Below are 19518 nucleotides of genomic sequence, written 5' to 3' on the forward strand. Positions count from 1 at the left end.
TCGATAATGCACATGACCGCAAAGTGTTCACGAGCGGCAGCACCGCCATGATGATGCTCCGCGCCGTGCCGATCCCTTCCTCCAAGCCGCGAACTTGCTAAGCTCACGCAACCACAATACCGAGCTCGCGACCACCGTACAGATCAACCAGTCGGCCAGACCCAGAGCTGTCGTCGAGAACGCCTCCTGAAGAAACGGCACATAGACGACAGCGATGTGGAGGATCAGGGAAAACACGACGGCCGCCGATAGCCAATTATTCCTGAACAGTCCAACAAATGCGCTCTGCTCATCGGAGCGGGCATTGAACACATTGAATAGCTGAAACATCGTCAACGTGGTGAACGCCATGGTCTGCGCATAGACGACCGATCCCTTGCCTTCGATCAGGCCGCCGGGAAGCGAAGCGTCGAGCACGAAGAGCGTTCCGGCTGCCATCACGGTGCCGATAAAAAAGATGCCTCTCCACATCCGGCGGGTGATCACGCCTTCGCCTCGAGGACGCGGCAGACGAGTCATGGTTCGAGTGTCGATCGGTTCGACCCCAAGGGCAAGCGCAGGACCGCCATCCGTCACCAGATTGATCCACAGGATCTGCGTGGCCATCAGGGGAAGGATGAGCGTGCCATCTTCCCTTCCGGGCGCTGAAAGACCGATCACGCCAGCGAGCAACACGCCAAGGAACATCGTCATGACTTCGCCGATGTTCGACGACAGCAGATAGCGCAAAAATCTTCGGATATTGGCGAAGATTGCCCGTCCCTCCTCCACTGCGGCCACAATCGTCGCGAAATTGTCGTCGGCGAGCACCATGTCGGCTGCTTCCTTGGAGACATCGGTGCCGGTGATCCCCATGGCGATACCGATATCCGCCCTCTTCAGGGCCGGTGCGTCGTTGACGCCGTCGCCTGTCATTGCCACCATCATTCCGCTCCGCTGAAGCGCCTCGACGATGCGTAGCTTGTGCTCCGGATTGACCCGGGCGTAGACTGAAGTCTCCGCGACCGCCCGGTCGAGCGCATCGTCACTCATTGCCTTCAACTCGGTGCCAGCAAGGATGCGGCCATCGGACGCGATGCCAAGTTCGGCAGCGATCACGGCGGCGGTCTTCGGATGATCGCCGGTGATCATGATCAGGCGGATACCCGCCTTTTTCGCCTTGGCGATGGCTTTTCTCGCTTCCTCGCGCGGCGGGTCCATCATTCCGATCAACCCCAGGAAGACGAGATCCTGCTCCACGCTTTCGTCAAAGCCCTCTCGGCCCTCCGGGTCGGGTGGCAGTGAGCGGAATGCCACTCCTAGCGTCCGAAGTGCGTCCGCAGCCAGCGCTCCATTGCTCATCAGGATTTCAGCCCGGCGCGCATCGGTCAGCGGCCTCGCCTCTTTACCCACAAGCTCGTGCGAACAGCGGGTAAGCAAAACGTCGGGCGCGCCCTTCGTCAGGGCGATAAGCCGCTCGCGCTTCTTGGCATCGGAGTGAATCGTGCTCATGAGCTTACGCTCCGACGAGAACGGGACCTCGGCTATGCGGGGAAAACGCTTATCCAGCGCCTCTGCCGTCAGCCCCGCCTTGCGCGCCGCGACAATCAGCGCGCCCTCGGTCGGATCGCCATGAACGGTCCATCGGCCATCGTTCTCCTGGAGAACTGCGTTGTTGGCCCTGTCGGCCGCGCGCAGCGCGCGGTTCAACTCGTACTGAAGGGCATCGTCATTCGACGGCTGATACTGCAGGTCCCCCTCGGGGACGTAGCCGGTGCCGTTCAAATTGGTGCATCCACTGGCCGTAACGATTCGGCGGACGGTCATCTCGTTCTTCGTCAGCGTTCCGGTTTTATCGGAAGCAATGACATTCGCCGAACCCAGAGCCTCGACCGCGGCGAGCTTACGAACGATGGCGTTTCGCTTGGCCATCCGCTGCACACCGAGTGCCAGCACGGCCGTCACGATGGCTGGCAAGCCTTCCGGGATCGCTGCCACGGCAAGCGCAACGCCGAAGATCAAGGCATCGAACACGTCTGACAGATCGCGAATCTCGCTGATGAGCAGGATGATCCCGATCATCGCCACCGCAATGACTATGACGATCATCGCCAGCAGCTTGCCGACGCGATCAAGCTCCTTCTGAAGGGGGGTCGTCTCTTCCGGGGCTCTTTCGAGCAGACCTGCGATGCGGCCTATCTGGGTCTGTATGCCGGTGGCTGTGATCACGGCGCGACCGTGCCCGTAAACGACGGTCGTCCCGCTGAAGACCATGTTGTGCCAGTCACCTAATTCCGCCTCGGTGGTGACGGGCAGCGTATCCTTCGAGACTGGCAGGCTTTCTCCCGTCAGCGCCCCCTCCTGGAGCTGCAGCGCGGTTGATTGAACAAGCCGCGCATCAGCGGGGATCGTGTTGCCTTCCTCGATGAGAATGATGTCGCCGGGGACCAACTCTGCTGCCGCGATCTTCTGCGGCACGCCTTCTCGGATGACATTGGCTCGTGTCGCCGCCATCTGGCGCAGCGCGGCCATGGCCTTCTGGGCTCGAGCTTCCTGGGCATAACCCAGCACCGCATTGATAAAAACGATGGCGAAGATCGCAATGGCTTCATAAGGCAGTGCGGAACGAGATTCATAGAACCAAAGGCCGGAGGAGATCACCGCCGCGACAATCAGAAGGGCCACGAGGATGTTGGCAAACTGGTCGAGGAACTTCAGCCAGGCCGCCCTTGGCGCTTCCGCTTGCAGTTCATTGCGGCCATAGCGCGCGAGGCGTCGCCTTATCTCGTCGTCGCTCAACCCGAACTGCACCGTCGTGCCGAGCGTTTTGAATACCTCATCCGCTGAGAGGCGATGCGGATCTCTTGGTTGCTGCCACTGCTGCTGCAAGAAAACCCCGCTCAGAATTTGTTCGAAATCTTCCTATCAGAACCCTGCAGCAAAGATCGCTGTCCCTCAACGAGGCCGCACGCAATTTTCGCCTGATATGGTGGCGTGGCGTCAAGGTGCGCTTGCGTGACACCTCGTCAACGCGAGAAGAAAACCGGAACAGGCGGTTTTAACAGCAAACTCCTGGTTGCACCTCCAAGTACGACCTCGCGCCATCTGGACTGCCCATAAGCCCCCATGACAAGCAGGTCGATCCCACGGGAAAGTACGTATGCTTCAAGGACCTCGCCGATCGGCCTGCCTTCGGCGTCGACCTCGTCCAAAACGACATCGATACCGTGATGGGCAAGATTTTTTGCCAGTTCTTCGGGGGAATGTTTGGAATCAAAAGATTTTTCGTTCGTGACGATAACAACGCGGACCTTCTTCGCCTTGTCAAAAAGGGGAAGCGCATCCGAAACCGCACGCGTCGCGGTGCGACTGAAATCCCAAGCCACGCCGACGGTATCGAGCTGGAACGGGCGTGATCGCGGGACAGTGGGCAGGATCAGCGTCGGCCTGCCCGATTCGAAGATAATCTCCTCCGCGCACCACAGATCATATGATGCCGGTACCGGCATGATCGTGAGATCGCGAAGCCGCGCATAGTAGACCAGCAGCGTCGGCGTCCGATGCGTTGCGCATTTCTCGAAAATGGTCTCATGCGTAACGCCGGATTTTGCAGCCGCCGCTTCAAACGCGGCAAGCAGATCTTTGGCGCTCTTTCGGCTCTTTGCCGTTTCATGGGCCGCGATTCCGGGTATGTCGATGATCGCCTTGGCAAGGAAGTTGCCCGGCACTTCCACGTGTACTTCGCAAGAAATCGCCGCCAAATGAGCACGGAGAGCGGCGGCTATCGAAACTGCATCGTTCACTATCGAGACGGGCGTTGGTTCCGGATAGCTCGTCAGCGTCAGAAGAACATCCTTGAAGGCCATGAATCCCTCCCTTCTGGAGGTTTTTAACCTAGCCTCTAGGGAACTCCGTGTTTTGATCCATCGCAATGGATCGCGCCTGGATACCTGCGGCTACTCCGTGTAGTCGAATGAATCCCGAGGCATTTCTTGCGACAACGCCTTACGGAAGAAACCAGTCAGTCAACCATCCAGCTGCGAAATTGTAGTGCCTTGGGAGCCATGAGCTTCGACGCGCACTGGACGGATCGACTTATATCCTTGTCTTCCAGACGCCAAATCGGTGTTGGGCGCTCCTTGCACGAGTCAGTTCATATCCCTCGTAGTTGATGCTCGAACATTCGTCTCAGGTCGATCGAAAGTCAGGCTTGGATGAAGGTCTTGTTTGAGGTGCGTCAATCATCCGGTTTCATTTCTGGACGAATATTCTCAAAAATGGAGGGTTGAATGCGTGCACATCAGATAATGACCCGCAAGGTGATCACAGTGTCAGCCGACACGTCCATTCTGGATGCTGCAAACCTTATGTTGCAACAGCACATCAGCGGCCTTCCCGTTGTTGACAAGAGGAGCGGGCTGATTGGAGTGGTCTCGGAGGGAGATTTTGTGCGACGCAGTGAGATCGGGACGCAGCGTCCGCGCATCAGATGGCTCGAATTTCTGATGGGGGTTTCGGGAAAAGTGGCCCAGGACTTTGTGCGAGAGCATGGTCGTAAGGTCAGCGAGATTATGACACAAGACGACCTCTGCACCGCAACCGAAGATATGCCGCTTGCGGAGCTTGTGCGTTTGATGGAGCGCCGTAGTGTCAAGCGTCTGCCCGTGGTGCGTGGACGCACGGTAATTGGGATTGTGACCCGCACCGACCTTCTTCGTGCCGTCGCAAGCCTCGCAAAGGATGTTCCGGACCCGACGGCAGATGATGATCATATTCGTGACCGTGTGATCGCCTCCATCGATAAGAATGACTGGCGACCGGCGCAATTGAGCGTCACGGTTCATGATGGAATTGTATATCTTACAGGCGTCATTACGGACGCGCGTTTCCGGCAAGCTGCGATCGTGGCGGCTGAAAACGTCCCAGGTGTCAAGGTGGTTCACGACCACCTCTACCTAGGTTCAGCATTCATCGATAATGTCTAGAAGATGACTGTTGCGACGATGCAGTTTGCGGAGAAGGTGTGGGCGCATCGGTCGTATCGTGTTGCGATGCGCCGCCAGTCTTTAAGCTTTGCGAACAGGTCTTCGACGTTATGGCGCTGGCCGTAGAGAGCCTCGCAGGCGTATGGAACTTTACGACTTCGGTTCGACGGGATGCAAGGCGCCAAGCACAAGGCGGGCGCGCTTGTGGTCGCTCATCTGGCCTTCCGAGAGGAGCACGACGATCGGCCGGCCTTCGCCATGGCAGACAGTATGGAGTTTCAAGTTCAGCTCGCCTTTGGTTCGCCCGATACGACGGGGAACATCGCCACCTTTCCAGGCTTTCACGTAGAAATGCGCTTTGAGCACCATCGGTACGTCGGCGCCACGTCCTGGAACATCCACCTCCGTAACACCCCTTAGGAGGCTCCCCTTAGGATATCGACCGAAATATTCTGGCGCGGACATCTCCGGTAAACCAAGCCATCCCGCATCGAGGAGATGGCGACATGCATACCGAGACGATCACCGGCCTCACTGCTAAGGTTCTCGACATCCCGCACGTCCTGGCGGCCGACCAATTCGGCGAGATCGTCCGCGGCTCGGGAGTGGTTCCAAGCGAATTTTCCTACAGAAAGGATGAAGAAATCTACGGCGAAGGCGAGCCTTCCGAATACCTCTACCAGACTATCGGCGGCGCAGTCCGTACCTATAAACTGCTGAGCGACGGACGACGGCAGATCGGCGCATTCCACCTGCCGGGCGATGTCTTTGGCCTCGACCCCGGCTTGGAGCACCGACTCACCGCCGAAGCAATCGTCGATACCACTGTCCGCCTGGTGCCTCGTCGCAGCCTTGAGAAGGCCGCAGCATCGAACGCCCAAGTTGCCCGCAATCTCTGGACGTTGACGGCAAGCGACCTCCGCCATGCCGAAGATCATATGCTGCTTCTTGGCCGCAAGACCGCGATTGAGCGCGTTGCCACTTTCCTCCTGGAAATGGATCGCCGGCTCGCCAAGACCGGCATGATGGCGCTTCCGATGTGTCGTCGCGACATTGGCGACTACCTCGGTTTGACTCTTGAGACTGTCTCGCGGGCGCTTTCGCAACTCAACGATCAGGGCATCCTGATGTTTTCGAGCGCTCGCCAAATCGCGCTGCGCAACCGACAGAGGCTGACCGCCATGGAGGCTTGAGGTTACCGGCCCACGGTTCACCCGGCGCATCATGATGAATGAGGAGCTTCCAATGAAAAACTATCGCGTCTCGTTCTACAAGGATCTGCTGAATTCAAACGGCCATAATTTCAGGTGCCTTCAGCGTCAGATCGATGTTGTGTCAGATGATCCCTCTCAGGCGCTGATCTTGGCAAAACAGGAAATCGGCAGCGAGCGCCTGAACATCGACTCCGTCAAGGTGGTGCACCTAGCGAATGGCTATTCGCCTCGCACCAGCAGGCAAATGTTTGTCGCCAGTAGGACTTGCGACGATGCGGCTTAAGCAATCGTGAGGGTTCGCACCCATCGAAGCGACGTAAGCGATCGATCAAGCCAGGTTCGTAGCCGTGGAGATCCGTCATCGTCGATCGTCCCTGGGTTGTCGGCAGCGGCTTGCTGCTGTTGGCACGGACCAACGATGACGGTCGTTCGCATTACGCGCGGTGTTGTTGACGACAGTCGGATCAGTCTTTGAACAGCGACGAGCGCAACCAATCGCGGGACACGCCCCGCTCGACCAACTCATTATCCTCCGTTGAAATCTCACGTTCGACGCCAACCTGCTCTTTCTCGACCTGCGCATGCCGGTTGAGAAGCTTTCTGTCGACTTGGATTATGCGTGCAACTCGTCACTTCAATGAAGCGTCCGGCCTGTCAGTTTCGACGGTGCATCGCATCTGGAGCGCATTCTCTCTGTAACCTCATCGAAGCGAGACCTTCAAACTCTCGACCGATCATAGTTCGTTGAGAAGGTACGCGACATCGTTGGCCTCTACCTTGATCCACCGGAGCGCGCTTTGGTGCTTTGCGTCGATGGTCGCTCGCCATCTCAACACGATGTCGAATGATGTTCCACAATAGCATGGCCAACTGATGATTCTCGGCACCCCGAAAGGTCGACCTTGATCAAAGTCAACATGCGACGCTGCGAACCAGATCTTACTAACATCAAGCAACGCATTGGATCGGAGCATTCCATGAAGGCGCTCGTCTACCATGGACCCGGGCATAAGACGCTCGAAGATCGTCCCAAGCCGGAAATACAGTCTGCGGGAGATGCTATCGTCAAGATCGTGAAAACGACCATCTGCGGCACGGACCTCCATATTCTGAAAGGCGACGTGCCGACCTGTACGCCGGGTCGTATTCTGGACACGAGGGTGTGGGTATCATCGATTCAATTGGCGCCGGTGTCACGACCTTCAAACCAGGCGACCATGTCCTCATTTCCTGCATTTCCTCCTGTGGCAAATGCGAATACTGCCGTCGAGGTCTCTATTCCCACTGCACCACCGGCGGCTGGATCCTCGGCAACGAAATCGATGGGACGCAAGCCGAATATGTTCGGACCCCGCACGCCGATACAAGTCTTTATCACATTCCGACTGACCCCGATGAAGAAGCGCTCGTCATGTTGAGCGATATTTTGCCGACCGGATTCGAATGCGGCGTTCTGAACGGCAAGGTGGTGCCGGGATCAACCGTCGCGATCGTGGGAGCCGGGCCGATCGGTCTTGCCGCATTGCTGACAGCGAAGTTCTATTCCCCCGCCAAACTCATCATGATCGATCTTGATGACAAGCGTCTCAAAATCGCCAAGATATTCGGCGCTTCGCAGACGATCAATAGCGCGAGCGGAAAGGTTGCCAACGAGGTGAAAGCATTAACCGATGGTAAAGGTGTCGATACGGCGATCGAGGCGGTCGGCATTCCCGCTACCTTTGTGCTTTGCCAGGACATCATCGCCCCCGGAGGCATCATCGCCAACATTGGAGTGCACGGCAGTAAAGTGGATCTGCACCTAGAGAGATTATGGTCGCATAATATTTCAATTACGACCCGACTGGTCGATACGGTCACGACGCCTATGCTTCTCAAGACGGTGCAATCTAACAAGCTCAATCCTGCCCAATTGATTACGCATCGATTCTCCCTCGACCAAATCCTTAGGGCGTATGACACATTCAGCCGCGCTGCGGACACGGGTGCGCTGAAAGTGATCATCGCGGCCTGACTCCTTTGGCAGTGGCTTGTTTCGTGCCAATCATTCCCGATGGACGCAATAGATAATCTTATCTGCTCGGGAAAGGAACGAGGCAAACGGCCTCTTTAAGATGTAGGAATTTTGTGGAACGTATCGTTCGATACGGCTGCATGCAGATCTGCTTCAAAGACCCTGCCGCTACGGGATAAACACTACTCACGCCGGCGAGCGCAGCCAACAAGATCCTAATGCGACATAAAAACAGGAACCGTCATCGCCGCCAGTATTCCGCGTGTGGCGCCGCCAAGGATAAATTCGCGCAGACGAGAATGCCCATAGCCACCCATCACAAGTAGACTCGCCGAACAGTCAACAACATGCGACAGAATCAGGCTCGGCACATCGATGTCAGCGGCGGGTGTTCTTCTCACTTCGATGTTGATATCGTGCCGGACCAGGTGCCTGCCGATGTCAATAACGCCAACACCACTTTCGTTGGCGGTCTTTTCATTCTCGACAATAAACAATTCGACGGCGTTGGCTTTCCTCAATAAAGGTAACGCATCATTGATCGCACGCACTGCGGCGCGACCTCCATCCCAACAGCACACAACCCGGTCCAGCTTCAACCCCTCGTGCTGGATGTAAGGGACAATAATGAGCGGCCGACCAGAATCAAACAGCGTCGCCTCGATCAAAGTGTCGTTATCGATGCCGTTATCATCGTCCGATTGCATGATGACGCTCAGATCGAAACACCGCGCCATCTCCGAAAAAGTTCTGGACGGTCCAAATTCAGTTTGCAGCAAAAGCCGCGGTTCAGCCAGAAGGTCGCTGCGCTTCATGGCGGACTTAAAACGATCAATTGCGCCGCGCGCTGCTGTTTCACTTTCCGCAAGTAGGTTGGCGAGAGCATCTGCGGGCAAAGTCGGAGCAATATAGTTGGGAATGCTTGCTGCAAAAGCAAAGGAGACACCCGTCAGATAGGCGGAAAACATCTCAGCTATCGAAACAGCAAAATCGCGGCCGATATCCCGGGACGGGTTGCTCTCCAAATGCAGGATAATGTCTTTTATCATAGAATCGCTCCCAATCGATATAATGAAGAATGATATATGATGACATGAAGTCACCGGCTCATTCGAGCGTTGGAATCGCAATCGCCTGTCCTTGTCGCGTGTATGTTTTCAAGTTCGAAGTTTACGATTTTGATGAGGACGGGCGCTATAGTTCTCGGTGAGCTGTCTTCTGCGTCGTGGACACGCCAAATCGTCGCCAGACGTTTCGGCTTTTCGCGAAGGAAAACTCTCTGGTATTCGGCGTGTTGAGGTCAAGTGCCGTCGGACAAGGCGGCGCGCCAAAGTGACGTTAGCTTTCTGCCGACCGCACCGTTTGACGATGTTCATTGCCCACGCTTGCAGCCAGGACAATTTCTCTTAGGGAGAAGAGCTTGAAGCGTCCCGCCTCAGGGATCAGGAGCCAAGTACGATCAGCTTTTGACGAGAATCTGAAAGGTCATCATGGCTACAAGACCAAGTACGACCGATGTGGCAACATTTGAGTGCGGCGCGTCCTTGAAGGCGTCTGATAGAAGCTCTCCGACGGCGACCCAAATCATCGCGCCCGCAGCGAAGCCAAGGCCAAAAGGAAGGACGGGCTCAAAAGCGGCAACGAACATAAAGGCAGGAACAGCAAATAGGGGTTGAGGCATGCTGGAGAAGATGCTCCAAGCTGCTGACTTCCACACGCGCACGCCCTGTGGAATAAGCACCAAGCTAATCGCAAGACCTTCCGGTATGTTGTGGATAGCAATTGCTCCCGTGACAAAAGTCGCAAGCTTTTCGTCTCCGCCGAATGACACCCCAACGCCGATTCCCTCGGCCATCGAGTGCAGCGTCATGACTGCAACGATCAATGCAGCTTTGCTAGCGCCAGCTCCTCTGAGTTCACCGACGTGGAGATCGCTGCGAACCTGTAGCAGACAAGAGCTGACGGCAACGAGCAAAGCACCGATCACGAGGCCCGCAACAGTCCAGGATGCATGGATCGCGCTTCCCTCTGTAATTAGTGCATGGCTCGCACCGAGCATAAGGCCTGCGGCAATCCCATTGGATACCCCCAGCCACCGCCGACTCATCTGCTTGATGAACAGAAACGGTAATGCGCCTAGTCCAGTGGCGATTGCCGTCACCAACGCCGCGAGAAATACAATCCCTACCGAAGCTGTCATAGATATTCCATGCAACTGGGACGATCCATAGGTCAATGCTATTCCGTTCGCATTCGCTCCGTGCCGCCGCTCAATACTGCCCCTAGATCGAGCCATTCCTGGCAGAAGGTTCTCGACAATTAGCCCGAACGGACTCGAGCGCCCCGGTTGTCGATGGCTTGTACGTAGATCTGGTTGACGGTCAACCAGTGCGGCACCGAGTAAAAGATCTTCTTCTCGGACCTCGACGGAATAATCGGGATGAACCCTTGTCGTTTCCACTCGGCATGTTCGAACGGTTCGCTCGGCAGCGGGGCCAGCGTGGTGCATTCGATTTCGTCGAACAGCCACCGGCATGATTTTTCGGTATGGCGCATTCAGCTCCTCGAGCAACCGTCGATCGCTGTATTGAGATCAGTCAGACTGAAAAAACCGCTCAAGAGAAAAGCCGCAAGTTCCTAGGCTCGACGCCTTGACACAAATCAATAAGATGGACCAGCGTTATGGTATCTACTAAATTCAGCTCTTTGCTTAGGAAAAACAATGCGGATTGCTAGCTCATTGTTGTTTTTTGCGTTGTCACTGATCTTCACCTTAGGATCATCACAACGCATAGAAGCCGCCAATGTCGAGCAAGGTCGACGCTTGGCGTTGCTTTATTGCGCAGGATGTCACGCGATTGACAAGGTGAGTCCCAGCCCACTTCGGATTGCACCGCCATTTCGGAACTTGCACCAACGCTATCCCGTCGAGACGCTTGAGGAAGCCTTGGCTGAAGGGATCATAACCGGGCATCCCAGTATGCCACAGTTCCAATTCGAAGCCGATCAGATCAATGATTTCATCGCGTTTCTTAAATCCCTGGAGTAATCTGTAACGCTCATTGCGAGTTAGCATGACGCATGTTTGCGTCTGCCCATAGACCGGGCAAGTTCGAAGACCGTTGAGCACAAATGACATCGAAAACGCGGTTTGCGTAACGGTTGGGGGGCGGTTCGTACGTTGATAGCGCATACTTATCGGCTACGACTCTGGATGGCAGAGTATTGATCGATAGAGTCAACCGCAAAACCTGCGAAGAAGGACTACCGTCTCATGGTCTGGCAGCCGGATCGAAGACTTGATTGCTGAATGGGGACGACGTTGGCACCTTAATCACGATAAATCCGCGACCGATCGATTGGTGACAACCGTTACATGCCGCTGTCATCTCACTGAAAGCGGACGCGAACTTGTTGGGTTCTTTCTTCTGAATAGCCTCGCCAAGCCGTCGAACTGGCTCCGCCATAACTGTCATATCGGAAACCGGGATTCCCGGATAAAGCGTCGCCGCATCCTGAAAACTCTCCTTAATCCGGTCCATCTCATAGGCGGCGAGCTCCCAGTTCCGCAACTTGCCCGCAAATGATAGCTTGAAGTGGCGAAGCTGCATTGTTCCCATGATGTCGCCAAGGTGAGGAATATAGTTCCCATTTGGCAATCCGCCCGTCGATTGCGCAGCAGCGAAAGATGCGAATATCGCGCCGGCGCATGAAACAATAATCAACGTACGAGATGTCATCCCGCCCCTCCATCTGCCAATGATTTTGTCGCCGGCAAAACGCCTATTCGATCGAGAGATCCGTGAAGATGATATCGTCGCTGCTCACGCGCCCAGCGAATCGTACCCGGGCTCGCGAAGCGCGCTGTCATCATAATGAACGCGAGCTCTTCGCCACTATCTGCCTCAGAAGTCGCAATCACGGAATTGCTTTGAGGCAAGCCGGAACCGTGAGCCTACCTGGATAAAATCAACGTCGAGGCATTGGTGTTCTCGTCGGAAATCGCTGAGGCCATCGCACCGAAGATATTCGAGGTGTATCCGCCAACGTCTCTCGGCTGGAGAATAGGTTCCGAAATGATGCTGCGCCTTGGCCGGTCCCTTGCAGATTGTCGCTATATAGTTACGGATCTGGGGCGGCAGTTGATCTATGTGGCGGGGATTATAGGGATGATCCGTAAAAGGGGAACTGACCGCCAGCAGCTTGCTCGCAAGGAGAAGAGAACACGACAACAAGAGGGTACGGACAATCATTCGATCTCCTCCTAACAGAACCTTTCGCCAATCGTGCGCGTACCACCATTATTGATCCAGGAACGTTTGAACCACGCTCTACAACGTCTTAACGGTCCACGCGATCATGTCCTTGGCGATTCGTTCGAATGCATTGTTGAATGCCGTGCTGGCCGCCGCCGGTTCGATTTTGTCCAGCTTCTGCGTGTCCTGGAATAATCGCGCCGCGACTACCTTGCCATTCTTGTTCAGGATACGCGCCGACAATCCGATATCTGCGACTGGTTCTGGATCGACAGTGATCTGAAAGCGCCGGACGTCGATCAGAAGTTGATAATCTGTCTGCACTCCATCCATTGAGCGCAGGGGCGCATGGGCGATGTCGTAATTTTCGAAGCTTTCGAGCAGTTTTGACTGCAGCAGCTTCGGAATGCTGTCTGCCCACATCGCTTCGGCGAAATCCGGATACTCTTTGTCCGACGAAAACAGAAAACGCTGCGTATCGAGCTTAATCACTGCAGTCGGCTCCGGAATGAAGAGCCCGTTCTTGAGAGTCCGGTCGGGCGGGCTGGGAAAGCCGCTCGCCGCACGGAGGTCGTAAGTGATTTTCCGCGCCGGTGAAGCGCTTCCTGCTGTCATGCGTTCAAGGCCGGCCACGATGCCGTCGAGCTTGCCGGTATTGCGGGCCAGGCCTTCGGAAAACACCTGCAGGTTGGCGATCGTGGTTTTCAACGGCTCCGAATTTTCCGCCAGCACGGCATCGACATGCCGCAACGCATCGCGTGCAGCCTGGGTCATGCTCTGACCCGCGCCGGCTTCGGCGATCAATGTCGGGACCGGACCCGAGGCGCCGAGTAGCTGACCACCTTCCAGCGCAATGACTGGAACGCCGGTCAGACCCTGGAATTCGAGGCCGACTTTGGTGTCGGGTCGCACCGGCGTCGTCGATGTCACAGCAATCGCCGCGTCAACGCGGCGCGGATTGTCCGGCGCGAGGCTGAGCTCCGTCACTTCGCCGACGCGAATGCCATTGAAGAGAACGGCCGCACCAACCAGCAGGCCGGGCACAGAGCCCTCGAATTGCACGTGGTAGGTTGTTCGCGGGCCCAGGCCCCCGGTGTTGTGCAGCCAATAGACGAAGCCGAAAACCGCGGCGAGGGCCGCCAGCACGAAAGCGCCGATGACGACAAATGGGGCACGGGTTTCCATCTCTCAACTCGCTTTCGGTTGCAGCATCAACGAGCGCTTGCCATGAAAATAGGCTCTCACCCACGGATGGTCGGATTGGAGCAACTCACGCATCGGCCCGATGGCGACAATTTTGCCGTCCGCCAGCGCCGCGACGCGGTCGCAGACCGTATTCAGGCTGGCGAGATCATGGGTCACCATGAACACCGTCAGGCCCAGGGTTTTCTGCAATGTCTTGATCAGGGTATCGAAGTCGCCTGCCGCGATGGGATCGAGGCCGGAGGTCGGCTCATCGAGAAAAACGATCGCCGGGTCGAGCGCCAGCGCCCGCGCCAGCGCCACGCGCTTAGTCATACCGCCCGACAGCTCGGCGGGAAACTTATCGCCGTCCTCCGGAGTCAGGCCGACCATTTCCAGCTTGGCGGTGGCGATCTCGTCCATCAACGCGCTGGACAACACAAGATTCTCGCGCAACGGAAACTGGATATTCTGCCGCACGGTCAGCGAGGAGAACAGCGCTCCCTGCTGGAACAGGATGCCCCATTTACCAGCGACCCTCTGCGTTCCGAGGTCATGGGTCGAGCCGATCCTGGCGCCCATGACCTTGATCTCACCACTCCGTCGCGGGATCAGGCCGATGATGGTGCGCATCAGCACCGACTTGCCTCCGCCCGAGGCACCGACGAGGCCGAGGATCTCGCCACGGCGTACATCGAGCGAGAGATGATCGATGACGACGCGGCGCCCGAAACCAACGACGAGATCGTTGACCCGAATTGCGAACTCTGCAACCGATGTATCCATCGCTACATTCCGATCGACGCGAAGAACACCGCGAACAACCCATCCAGAACGATCACCAGGAAGATCGACTTCACCACCGAGGTCGTCGTCTGCTTGCCGAGCGATTCGGCACTGCCCTTGACGCGCAGACCCTCGCTGCAAGCCACGATGCCGATCACCAGGGCCATAAAGGGCGCTTTGATCATGCCGACCTCGAAATGCGTCACGGACACAGCGTCGTGCAGCCGCGCGATGAATATCGCCGGACCCATGCCGCCGTAAAACCATGCGACCAGACCGCCACCGTAAAGCGCAGCCATCGATCCGATGAACGTCAGGATCGGCAGCGCAGAAACCAGTGCCAGGACGCGCGGCAGGATCAAAACGACGACGGGATCGAGACCCATAGTGGAGAGTGCGTCGATCTCCTCGCGCATCTTCATGGAGCCAAGCTCGGCGGTATAAGCGCTGCCGGATCGGCCGGCGACCATGATCGCAACGATCAGCACGCCAAGCTCGCGCAGCACGAGAATTCCAACCATATCGACGACGTAGGAATCGGCGCCGAACTTGCGAAAATGAAAAAAGCCCTGCTGAGCGATGATCGCGCCGATCAGAAGCGTGATGAGCAGGATGATGGGAATTGCCTGCCAGCCGACCCGATACAATTGATAGATCAGCGACGTGAGCCGAAGCGACCGCGGCCTGCGAATGATACCGAGCACTGCAACGCAAAGCGAACCGAGCATTTGCAAGAACACGACCACGTCTTCGCGGGAGCCCCAGGCAGCGCGACCAATCTTCTCCACCGTGGCGATCACGGGATTGCGCGCTTTGGGTGGCGGAGGATTGTGCCGGTTGACATGCCTGACCTCCTCGATCAGGCCAACGTAGTTTTCAGAAACCCCGACGACTTCGACCGGACGATCGGCTATTCGCCGCGACAACTTCTCGAGCAGCCAGGCTCCCAACGTATCGAGCTCGCTCAGGCCGCTCATATCCAATCTGAGGGATTTCGCCCGCTCAAGCTGCGGCGTGACGGCGTCTGTGAGCGATTCCAGCGTGGTCACATTCGCCGCAATCCAGGAGCCATCCGGGCGCAGTTCGAGCGCATCACCTCTTGATGAAGCCGCCAATTGAGGTGCTGTCGCCAAATACAAATCTCCAGCTCTTTACGCCATCCATATATTGCACCGAGAAATGGACATTGACCCAAGTCAACGGCACGCAGCGCCACCCGTATAGATTTTCATTCGATTCAGAAAGGCAGAGCTGAGAGCTGGCTCATCATTCGAGTCCCTCAGGCACGAGGACTATGATCATGCATCTCAAACCGATCCTGAATACGTCTCTACCGCAGCAATTTCGGCAAATCCGCCTCGAACTGGCGCGCGAACCGGCTCACCCAGAAGGAGACAGTGATTTCGGTTACATCATTATAGCCCCGCTCGCCCCCGATGGCCGCATCGACCATGAGTCATGGAAGAAGCATCGCGAGGCATGTCGCGTGACACGTCTACGGCCGGACGAGAATAGCGATATCGGCCATCTTATTCATCGTCCCGGCGGCACCTGGGCGTTCCATTACGACGACGCGACCAACCTGCCCGACGAAGCCGGCTATCACTTTGCGGACGAGCGTTTTGTGGCTGGTGAATACGTTTCAATCGAGGAAGGAGACACCATGCATACCTATCGCGTCAGGTCGGTTGCCCGTCTTTGACACAATGAACGATCGGTGGATGCGCGTGGGCTAAAGCATAAGCCTGACATGGTAAACGTCATGCTCGACGGGATCGTTGGCGATCTCGAAGCCGAGATCCCGGCACATCGCCAGCATCACGGTGTTCTCCGCTAGAACATCTCCAGCAATGTACTTTAACCCCTCAGATCTGGCATACTCGATGATCAATTTCATCAGCATCCAACCCAGTCCCCTGCCTTTTAGGTCCGAGCGAATTAGTATTGCATACTCGCCGGTCTCATAAATCGAATCCGAGTGAATTCGGACGACGCCCACCATCTCGTTGGTTGCCTCGTCGAAAGCCACCAAAGCCATTGCACGCGCGTAATCGAGTTGCGTCAACCGCGCAATGAATTCATGGTTTAATGGATTCACAGCAGCAAAGAACCGGAATCTCAGATCCTGCTTGGTGATGTGGCGCAGAAAGTCATAAATCAAAGGTTCGTCATCAGGCCGGATCGGCCGGACCATAATCCGCCAATTATCCTTCAACACAAGATGTCGCAGCCATTGCGACGGATAAGGCCGAACAGCAAAGTTGGCGTTGCCGGGGCCGACAAACTTTCGTACCGGAGACCCCACCGCGACGCGAGCATCGACAGTAAGAACCCCGGTCTCATCGGCGAGCAGCGGATTGAGATCCAGTTCTCTGATCTCGGGAATATCTGCCGCGAGTTGCGCCAGTTTCACCAACGTCAAAGGTATCTCGTCCTGTTTGACAGCAGGCACGTCGCGATAGGCGCGCAACAGCCGGGAAACGCGGGTGCGTTCGACAAGATCGCGGGCGAGCTTGAGATCGAGCGGCGGCAGAGCAAGCGCCTTGTCGTTGATCACCTCCACGGCGGTTCCGCCGTGGCCAAAGACGATAACGGAGCCGAAAGTCGGATCGCTGGCGATTCCCAGGATGAGTTCACGAGCCTTCGGCCGCAGGACCATCGGCTGCACCATGAAACCGTCAATCCTTGCATCCGGCAGCTTCGCCTTTGCATTCGCAAGAATGCTGAGCGCCGCGGCTCGAACCGAATCCGCGTTGGCAAGATTGAGCACCACGCCTCCGACATCAGATTTGTGCGAGATGTCGCGCGAAAGCACCTTGAGAACGACGGTCGCGCCGCGCGCGAGCAGGGCTTGCGCATGAGCAGCGGCCTCATCAGCACTGGCAGCCGCCTGCGTCGGAACGCTGGTAATCCCGTAGGCATCCAAGACGCCCACGACCTCAATCGGATCAAGCCACCGCCTGCCCTGCGCGACCGCCGACTCGACAATTCGCCGCGCCGCCGGGATATCCGGCACGAATTCATGTGTCAGGCTCGGCGGCACCGCCGCAAGCGATTCAACCACCTCGCGGTGATAAACGAGATGCATGAATCCACGCACGGCATCATCTTCCGTTGCATAGTCGGGAATGCCAGCATCGATAAACGTTTTCGAGATCTTTTCGTCGGCGCCGACCCATACCGCCAGCACCGGTTTAGCGGAAATAGTGTGCTTGCGCCGATCAGCGTCAACGACGCGGGTCACCGCCGTGGCGATGGCATCCGAATCGGCAATCGCCGTTTGCACATTCATGACAAGGATGGCGTCACTCTCGTCATCCGCCAGCAGAATCTCGAGCGCCCCGACATAACGCAACGGATCTGCATCACCAATAATATCGACCGGATTGGAACCCGACCATGTCGCCGGCAAAACGGCGTCGAGCTGTTGTTTGACGACAGGATTGAGTGCCGCAGGAATTCCTCCCAACTCGACAAGCCGATCTACTGCAAGAACGCCGATGCCGCCTCCATTGGTGAGGATGGTCAATCGTTTTCCAAACGCAAACTTGACTCGACTCAGTGTCTCCGCACAGTCGAATAGCTCCCGAAGGCTGAATACGCGCAGTATGCCAGCGCGGCCGAACGCTGCATCATAGACGGCATCTGAACCGGCGAGCGCGCCGGTATGTGTCGCCGTCGCCTTGGCTCCTTGCGCCATCCGTCCCGATTTGACGACGACGACCGGCTTGACCCGCGCCGCCGCTCGCGCCGCCGACATGAATTTACGGGCATCCTTGACCGCCTCGATGTACATCAGGATCGCCTTAGTCTGGGTATCGAGCGCAAAAAAATCTAACAGATCAGCGATGTCGACATCGAGCTGGTCACCGATCGATACGATTCCAGAAAATCCGACGTTACGACGCGCCGCCCAATCCACCATCCCGGTTGCGATTGCACCGGATTGGGAAATCAAGGCCAGATGACCCGCGCGCGGCATATGAGCCGCGAAGCTCGCGTTCAGATTTATCGTTGGCATTAATATGCCGAGGCAATTAGGACCGATCAGCCTCATATGATAAGCGCGCGCCGCGCGCTCGGCGGCTTCTGCCAATGAGCCCGCTCCGTGACCGAGGCCAGAGCTGATGATAATCGCACCAGCGGCGCCGATCCTTCCTGCTTCGGCGACGATCTCAGGAACCGTTGCCGCCGGCGTGGTGACAATGACCAGTTCTGGGACAAACGGCAGCTCAGCTAAACGCTTGACCGTCGATATGCCTTCAATTTCCCGATAATGTGAATTGACGACGCCGACCGGATTTTCAAAACGGGCTGTGCAAACGTTCCTTATAATCGCCCGCCCGACCGAGCCGCTGCGCGTGCTTGCACCGATCAACGCCACCGAATTCGGAGCCAGCAGACTATTCAATCGATAGGTCGACATGGAGCCTTCATACCGGAAGATGTCCGGATATGGAAAAATGTCTGCGCTGCAATCTCGAGGGTTTCATGCGGCGCTTGATAAGATATCATCGAAATCCCAGGTCGAGTTGATTATTCTGGGATGCACACACCGGAAGTCTAGCGCGTATGAGCGCTGATGCGAAACTTTCAGACAGACGTTACAAGGCACGCGGCTCGCCACGCGTGCAGTCTCGCAAAGCTCGCATGACATCCTCGCGCGAAATGATGCCGACCAAATGCTGTCCCGTACCCATAACGGGAATGCTGCGAAGTCGATGCTCGACCATCAACTGCAACACACGCACCAACTTCGTCGTTGCACTCACATAGATAAATTCGTGAATCATCACATCGGAAACGGTTCGCTTCATAAGCTCGTCATAGCGCGGAACCATTGAGCTCAGCGTAAGAGCAAAGCATTTGAGGAAGTCGAACTTTGTCACCAAGCCTACGGCTTCCCCCTCGTCGTCGACAACCGGATAGGCATTGAAATCATCACTAGCGAACCGATCATTGAGTTCGTTCATCGTGACTTCGCACGATACCGTCTTGACTTTTCGTGTCATGTAATGGTCGACGGTCTGTTCGAGAAATTGATACAAGATATCACCCAATTTCGTTGCGTCTGGCTATAGCGACCTCGGACGCGCGCAGGT

17 protein-coding genes and 2 pseudogenes are annotated in these 19518 nt (G+C 56.6%); 7 read left to right on the plus strand and 12 right to left on the minus strand.

Annotation, left to right across the window (positions count from 1 at the left end; all coding sequences use genetic code 11):
• Positions 1-27 precede the first annotated feature (27 nt).
• Both GGQ85_RS13595 and GGQ85_RS13600 read right to left on the minus strand, forming a co-directional pair.
• Positions 28-2868 (minus strand): cation-translocating P-type ATPase, encoded by a 2841-nt coding sequence (locus tag GGQ85_RS13595; RefSeq protein WP_309774953.1) that lies wholly within the window; start codon positions 2866-2868, stop codon positions 28-30.
• Positions 2869-3005: 137 nt separating this feature from the next.
• Positions 3006-3845 carry a universal stress protein gene (locus GGQ85_RS13600; RefSeq protein ID WP_309774954.1) on the minus strand — a complete coding sequence of 280 codons (840 nt, stop codon included), beginning with the start codon at positions 3843-3845 and terminating at the stop codon, positions 3006-3008.
• Positions 3846-4268: 423 nt separating this feature from the next.
• Between GGQ85_RS13600 and GGQ85_RS13605 the strand changes: the two genes are divergently transcribed.
• Entirely contained in the window at positions 4269-4964 is a 696-nt protein-coding gene (locus GGQ85_RS13605) for a CBS domain-containing protein (protein WP_309774956.1), read from the plus strand.
• Between the two features lie 150 nt (positions 4965-5114).
• Here GGQ85_RS13605 and GGQ85_RS13610 read toward each other — a convergent pair whose 3' ends face one another.
• Positions 5115-5366, minus strand: a complete 252-nt coding sequence (locus tag GGQ85_RS13610) for a hypothetical protein (protein WP_309774957.1) — start codon at positions 5364-5366, stop codon at positions 5115-5117.
• Between the two features lie 104 nt (positions 5367-5470).
• Here GGQ85_RS13610 and GGQ85_RS13615 point away from each other — a divergent pair, with 104 nt between their 5' ends.
• The 4 genes and pseudogenes from GGQ85_RS13615 (at position 5471) to GGQ85_RS13630 (ending at position 8192) form a co-directional block, all read left to right on the plus strand.
• On the plus strand, positions 5471-6157 hold the full coding sequence (locus GGQ85_RS13615) for a helix-turn-helix domain-containing protein (protein WP_079447780.1): 687 nt from the start codon (positions 5471-5473) through the stop codon (positions 6155-6157).
• Positions 6158-6191: 34 nt separating this feature from the next.
• Complete coding sequence (locus tag GGQ85_RS13620) at positions 6192-6461, plus strand: hypothetical protein (protein WP_309774959.1); 270 nt, start codon at positions 6192-6194, stop codon at positions 6459-6461.
• Between the two features lie 380 nt (positions 6462-6841).
• Positions 6842-7011: pseudogene (locus GGQ85_RS13625) on the plus strand (IS630 family transposase); the annotation flags it as partial.
• A gap of 144 nt (positions 7012-7155) precedes the next feature.
• Positions 7156-8192: pseudogene (locus GGQ85_RS13630) on the plus strand (zinc-dependent alcohol dehydrogenase family protein).
• Positions 8193-8407: 215 nt separating this feature from the next.
• On the opposite strand, the gene GGQ85_RS13635 reads toward GGQ85_RS13630, so the two are convergent.
• The 3 genes from GGQ85_RS13635 to GGQ85_RS20880 all read right to left on the minus strand — a co-directional run bounded on the left by GGQ85_RS13635 (position 8408) and on the right by GGQ85_RS20880 (position 10748).
• A complete protein-coding gene (locus GGQ85_RS13635) occupies positions 8408-9241 on the minus strand; it encodes a universal stress protein (RefSeq protein WP_309774960.1) in 834 nt (277 codons plus the stop codon).
• 410 nt (positions 9242-9651) lie between these two features.
• Positions 9652-10428 carry a ZIP family metal transporter gene (locus tag GGQ85_RS13640; protein WP_309774978.1) on the minus strand — a complete coding sequence of 259 codons (777 nt, stop codon included), beginning with the start codon at positions 10426-10428 and terminating at the stop codon, positions 9652-9654.
• Between the two features lie 83 nt (positions 10429-10511).
• Positions 10512-10748, minus strand: a complete 237-nt coding sequence (locus GGQ85_RS20880; protein WP_374708892.1) for a hypothetical protein — start codon at positions 10746-10748, stop codon at positions 10512-10514.
• A 166-nt stretch (positions 10749-10914) separates the two neighbouring features.
• On the opposite strand from GGQ85_RS20880, the gene GGQ85_RS13650 reads away from it, so the two are divergent.
• Positions 10915-11241, plus strand: coding sequence for a c-type cytochrome (locus GGQ85_RS13650; RefSeq protein ID WP_079447784.1), 327 nt, complete (start codon positions 10915-10917; stop codon positions 11239-11241).
• Between the two features lie 223 nt (positions 11242-11464).
• Here the strand turns inward: GGQ85_RS13650 and GGQ85_RS13655 are convergent, their stop codons facing one another.
• From GGQ85_RS13655 to GGQ85_RS13670, 4 genes are all read right to left on the minus strand, one after another.
• Entirely contained in the window at positions 11465-11932 is a 468-nt protein-coding gene (locus GGQ85_RS13655) for a hypothetical protein (RefSeq protein WP_079447785.1), read from the minus strand.
• Positions 11933-12523: 591 nt separating this feature from the next.
• Entirely contained in the window at positions 12524-13633 is a 1110-nt protein-coding gene (locus GGQ85_RS13660) for an ABC-type transport auxiliary lipoprotein family protein (protein WP_079447787.1), read from the minus strand.
• 3 nt (positions 13634-13636) lie between these two features.
• Positions 13637-14416, minus strand: a complete 780-nt coding sequence (locus tag GGQ85_RS13665; RefSeq protein ID WP_079447788.1) for an ABC transporter ATP-binding protein — start codon at positions 14414-14416, stop codon at positions 13637-13639.
• A 2-nt stretch (positions 14417-14418) separates the two neighbouring features.
• Positions 14419-15549 (minus strand): ABC transporter permease, encoded by a 1131-nt coding sequence (locus GGQ85_RS13670; protein WP_309774961.1) that lies wholly within the window; start codon positions 15547-15549, stop codon positions 14419-14421.
• 161 nt (positions 15550-15710) lie between these two features.
• Here GGQ85_RS13670 and GGQ85_RS13675 point away from each other — a divergent pair, with 161 nt between their 5' ends.
• Positions 15711-16118 (plus strand): hypothetical protein, encoded by a 408-nt coding sequence (locus GGQ85_RS13675; protein WP_309774962.1) that lies wholly within the window; start codon positions 15711-15713, stop codon positions 16116-16118.
• Between the two features lie 30 nt (positions 16119-16148).
• Here GGQ85_RS13675 and GGQ85_RS13680 read toward each other — a convergent pair whose 3' ends face one another.
• Both GGQ85_RS13680 and GGQ85_RS13685 read right to left on the minus strand, forming a co-directional pair.
• On the minus strand, positions 16149-18842 hold the full coding sequence (locus tag GGQ85_RS13680) for a bifunctional acetate--CoA ligase family protein/GNAT family N-acetyltransferase (protein WP_309774963.1): 2694 nt from the start codon (positions 18840-18842) through the stop codon (positions 16149-16151).
• Between the two features lie 178 nt (positions 18843-19020).
• Complete coding sequence (locus GGQ85_RS13685; RefSeq protein ID WP_309774979.1) at positions 19021-19464, minus strand: CBS domain-containing protein; 444 nt, start codon at positions 19462-19464, stop codon at positions 19021-19023.
• Positions 19465-19518: the final 54 nt, after the last annotated feature.

Source organism: Nitrobacter vulgaris, from assembly GCF_031453995.1.
Lineage (GTDB): Bacteria > Pseudomonadota > Alphaproteobacteria > Rhizobiales > Xanthobacteraceae > Nitrobacter > Nitrobacter vulgaris.

Coding starts and splice junctions, on each gene's coding strand:
- GGQ85_RS13660 (WP_079447787.1), bottom strand. CDS start 13,633: ATGGAAACCCGTGCCCCATTTGTCGTCATCGGCGCTTTCGTGCTGGCG.
- GGQ85_RS13675 (WP_309774962.1), top strand. CDS start 15,711: ATGATCATGCATCTCAAACCGATCCTGAATACGTCTCTACCGCAGCAA.
- GGQ85_RS13635 (WP_309774960.1), bottom strand. CDS start 9,241: ATGATAAAAGACATTATCCTGCATTTGGAGAGCAACCCGTCCCGGGAT.
- GGQ85_RS13615 (WP_079447780.1), top strand. CDS start 5,471: ATGCATACCGAGACGATCACCGGCCTCACTGCTAAGGTTCTCGACATC.
- GGQ85_RS13680 (WP_309774963.1), bottom strand. CDS start 18,842: ATGTCGACCTATCGATTGAATAGTCTGCTGGCTCCGAATTCGGTGGCG.
- GGQ85_RS20880 (WP_374708892.1), bottom strand. CDS start 10,748: ATGCGCCATACCGAAAAATCATGCCGGTGGCTGTTCGACGAAATCGAA.
- GGQ85_RS13605 (WP_309774956.1), top strand. CDS start 4,269: ATGCGTGCACATCAGATAATGACCCGCAAGGTGATCACAGTGTCAGCC.
- GGQ85_RS13650 (WP_079447784.1), top strand. CDS start 10,915: ATGCGGATTGCTAGCTCATTGTTGTTTTTTGCGTTGTCACTGATCTTC.
- GGQ85_RS13600 (WP_309774954.1), bottom strand. CDS start 3,845: ATGGCCTTCAAGGATGTTCTTCTGACGCTGACGAGCTATCCGGAACCA.
- GGQ85_RS13620 (WP_309774959.1), top strand. CDS start 6,192: ATGAATGAGGAGCTTCCAATGAAAAACTATCGCGTCTCGTTCTACAAG.
- GGQ85_RS13655 (WP_079447785.1), bottom strand. CDS start 11,932: ATGACATCTCGTACGTTGATTATTGTTTCATGCGCCGGCGCGATATTC.
- GGQ85_RS13665 (WP_079447788.1), bottom strand. CDS start 14,416: ATGGATACATCGGTTGCAGAGTTCGCAATTCGGGTCAACGATCTCGTC.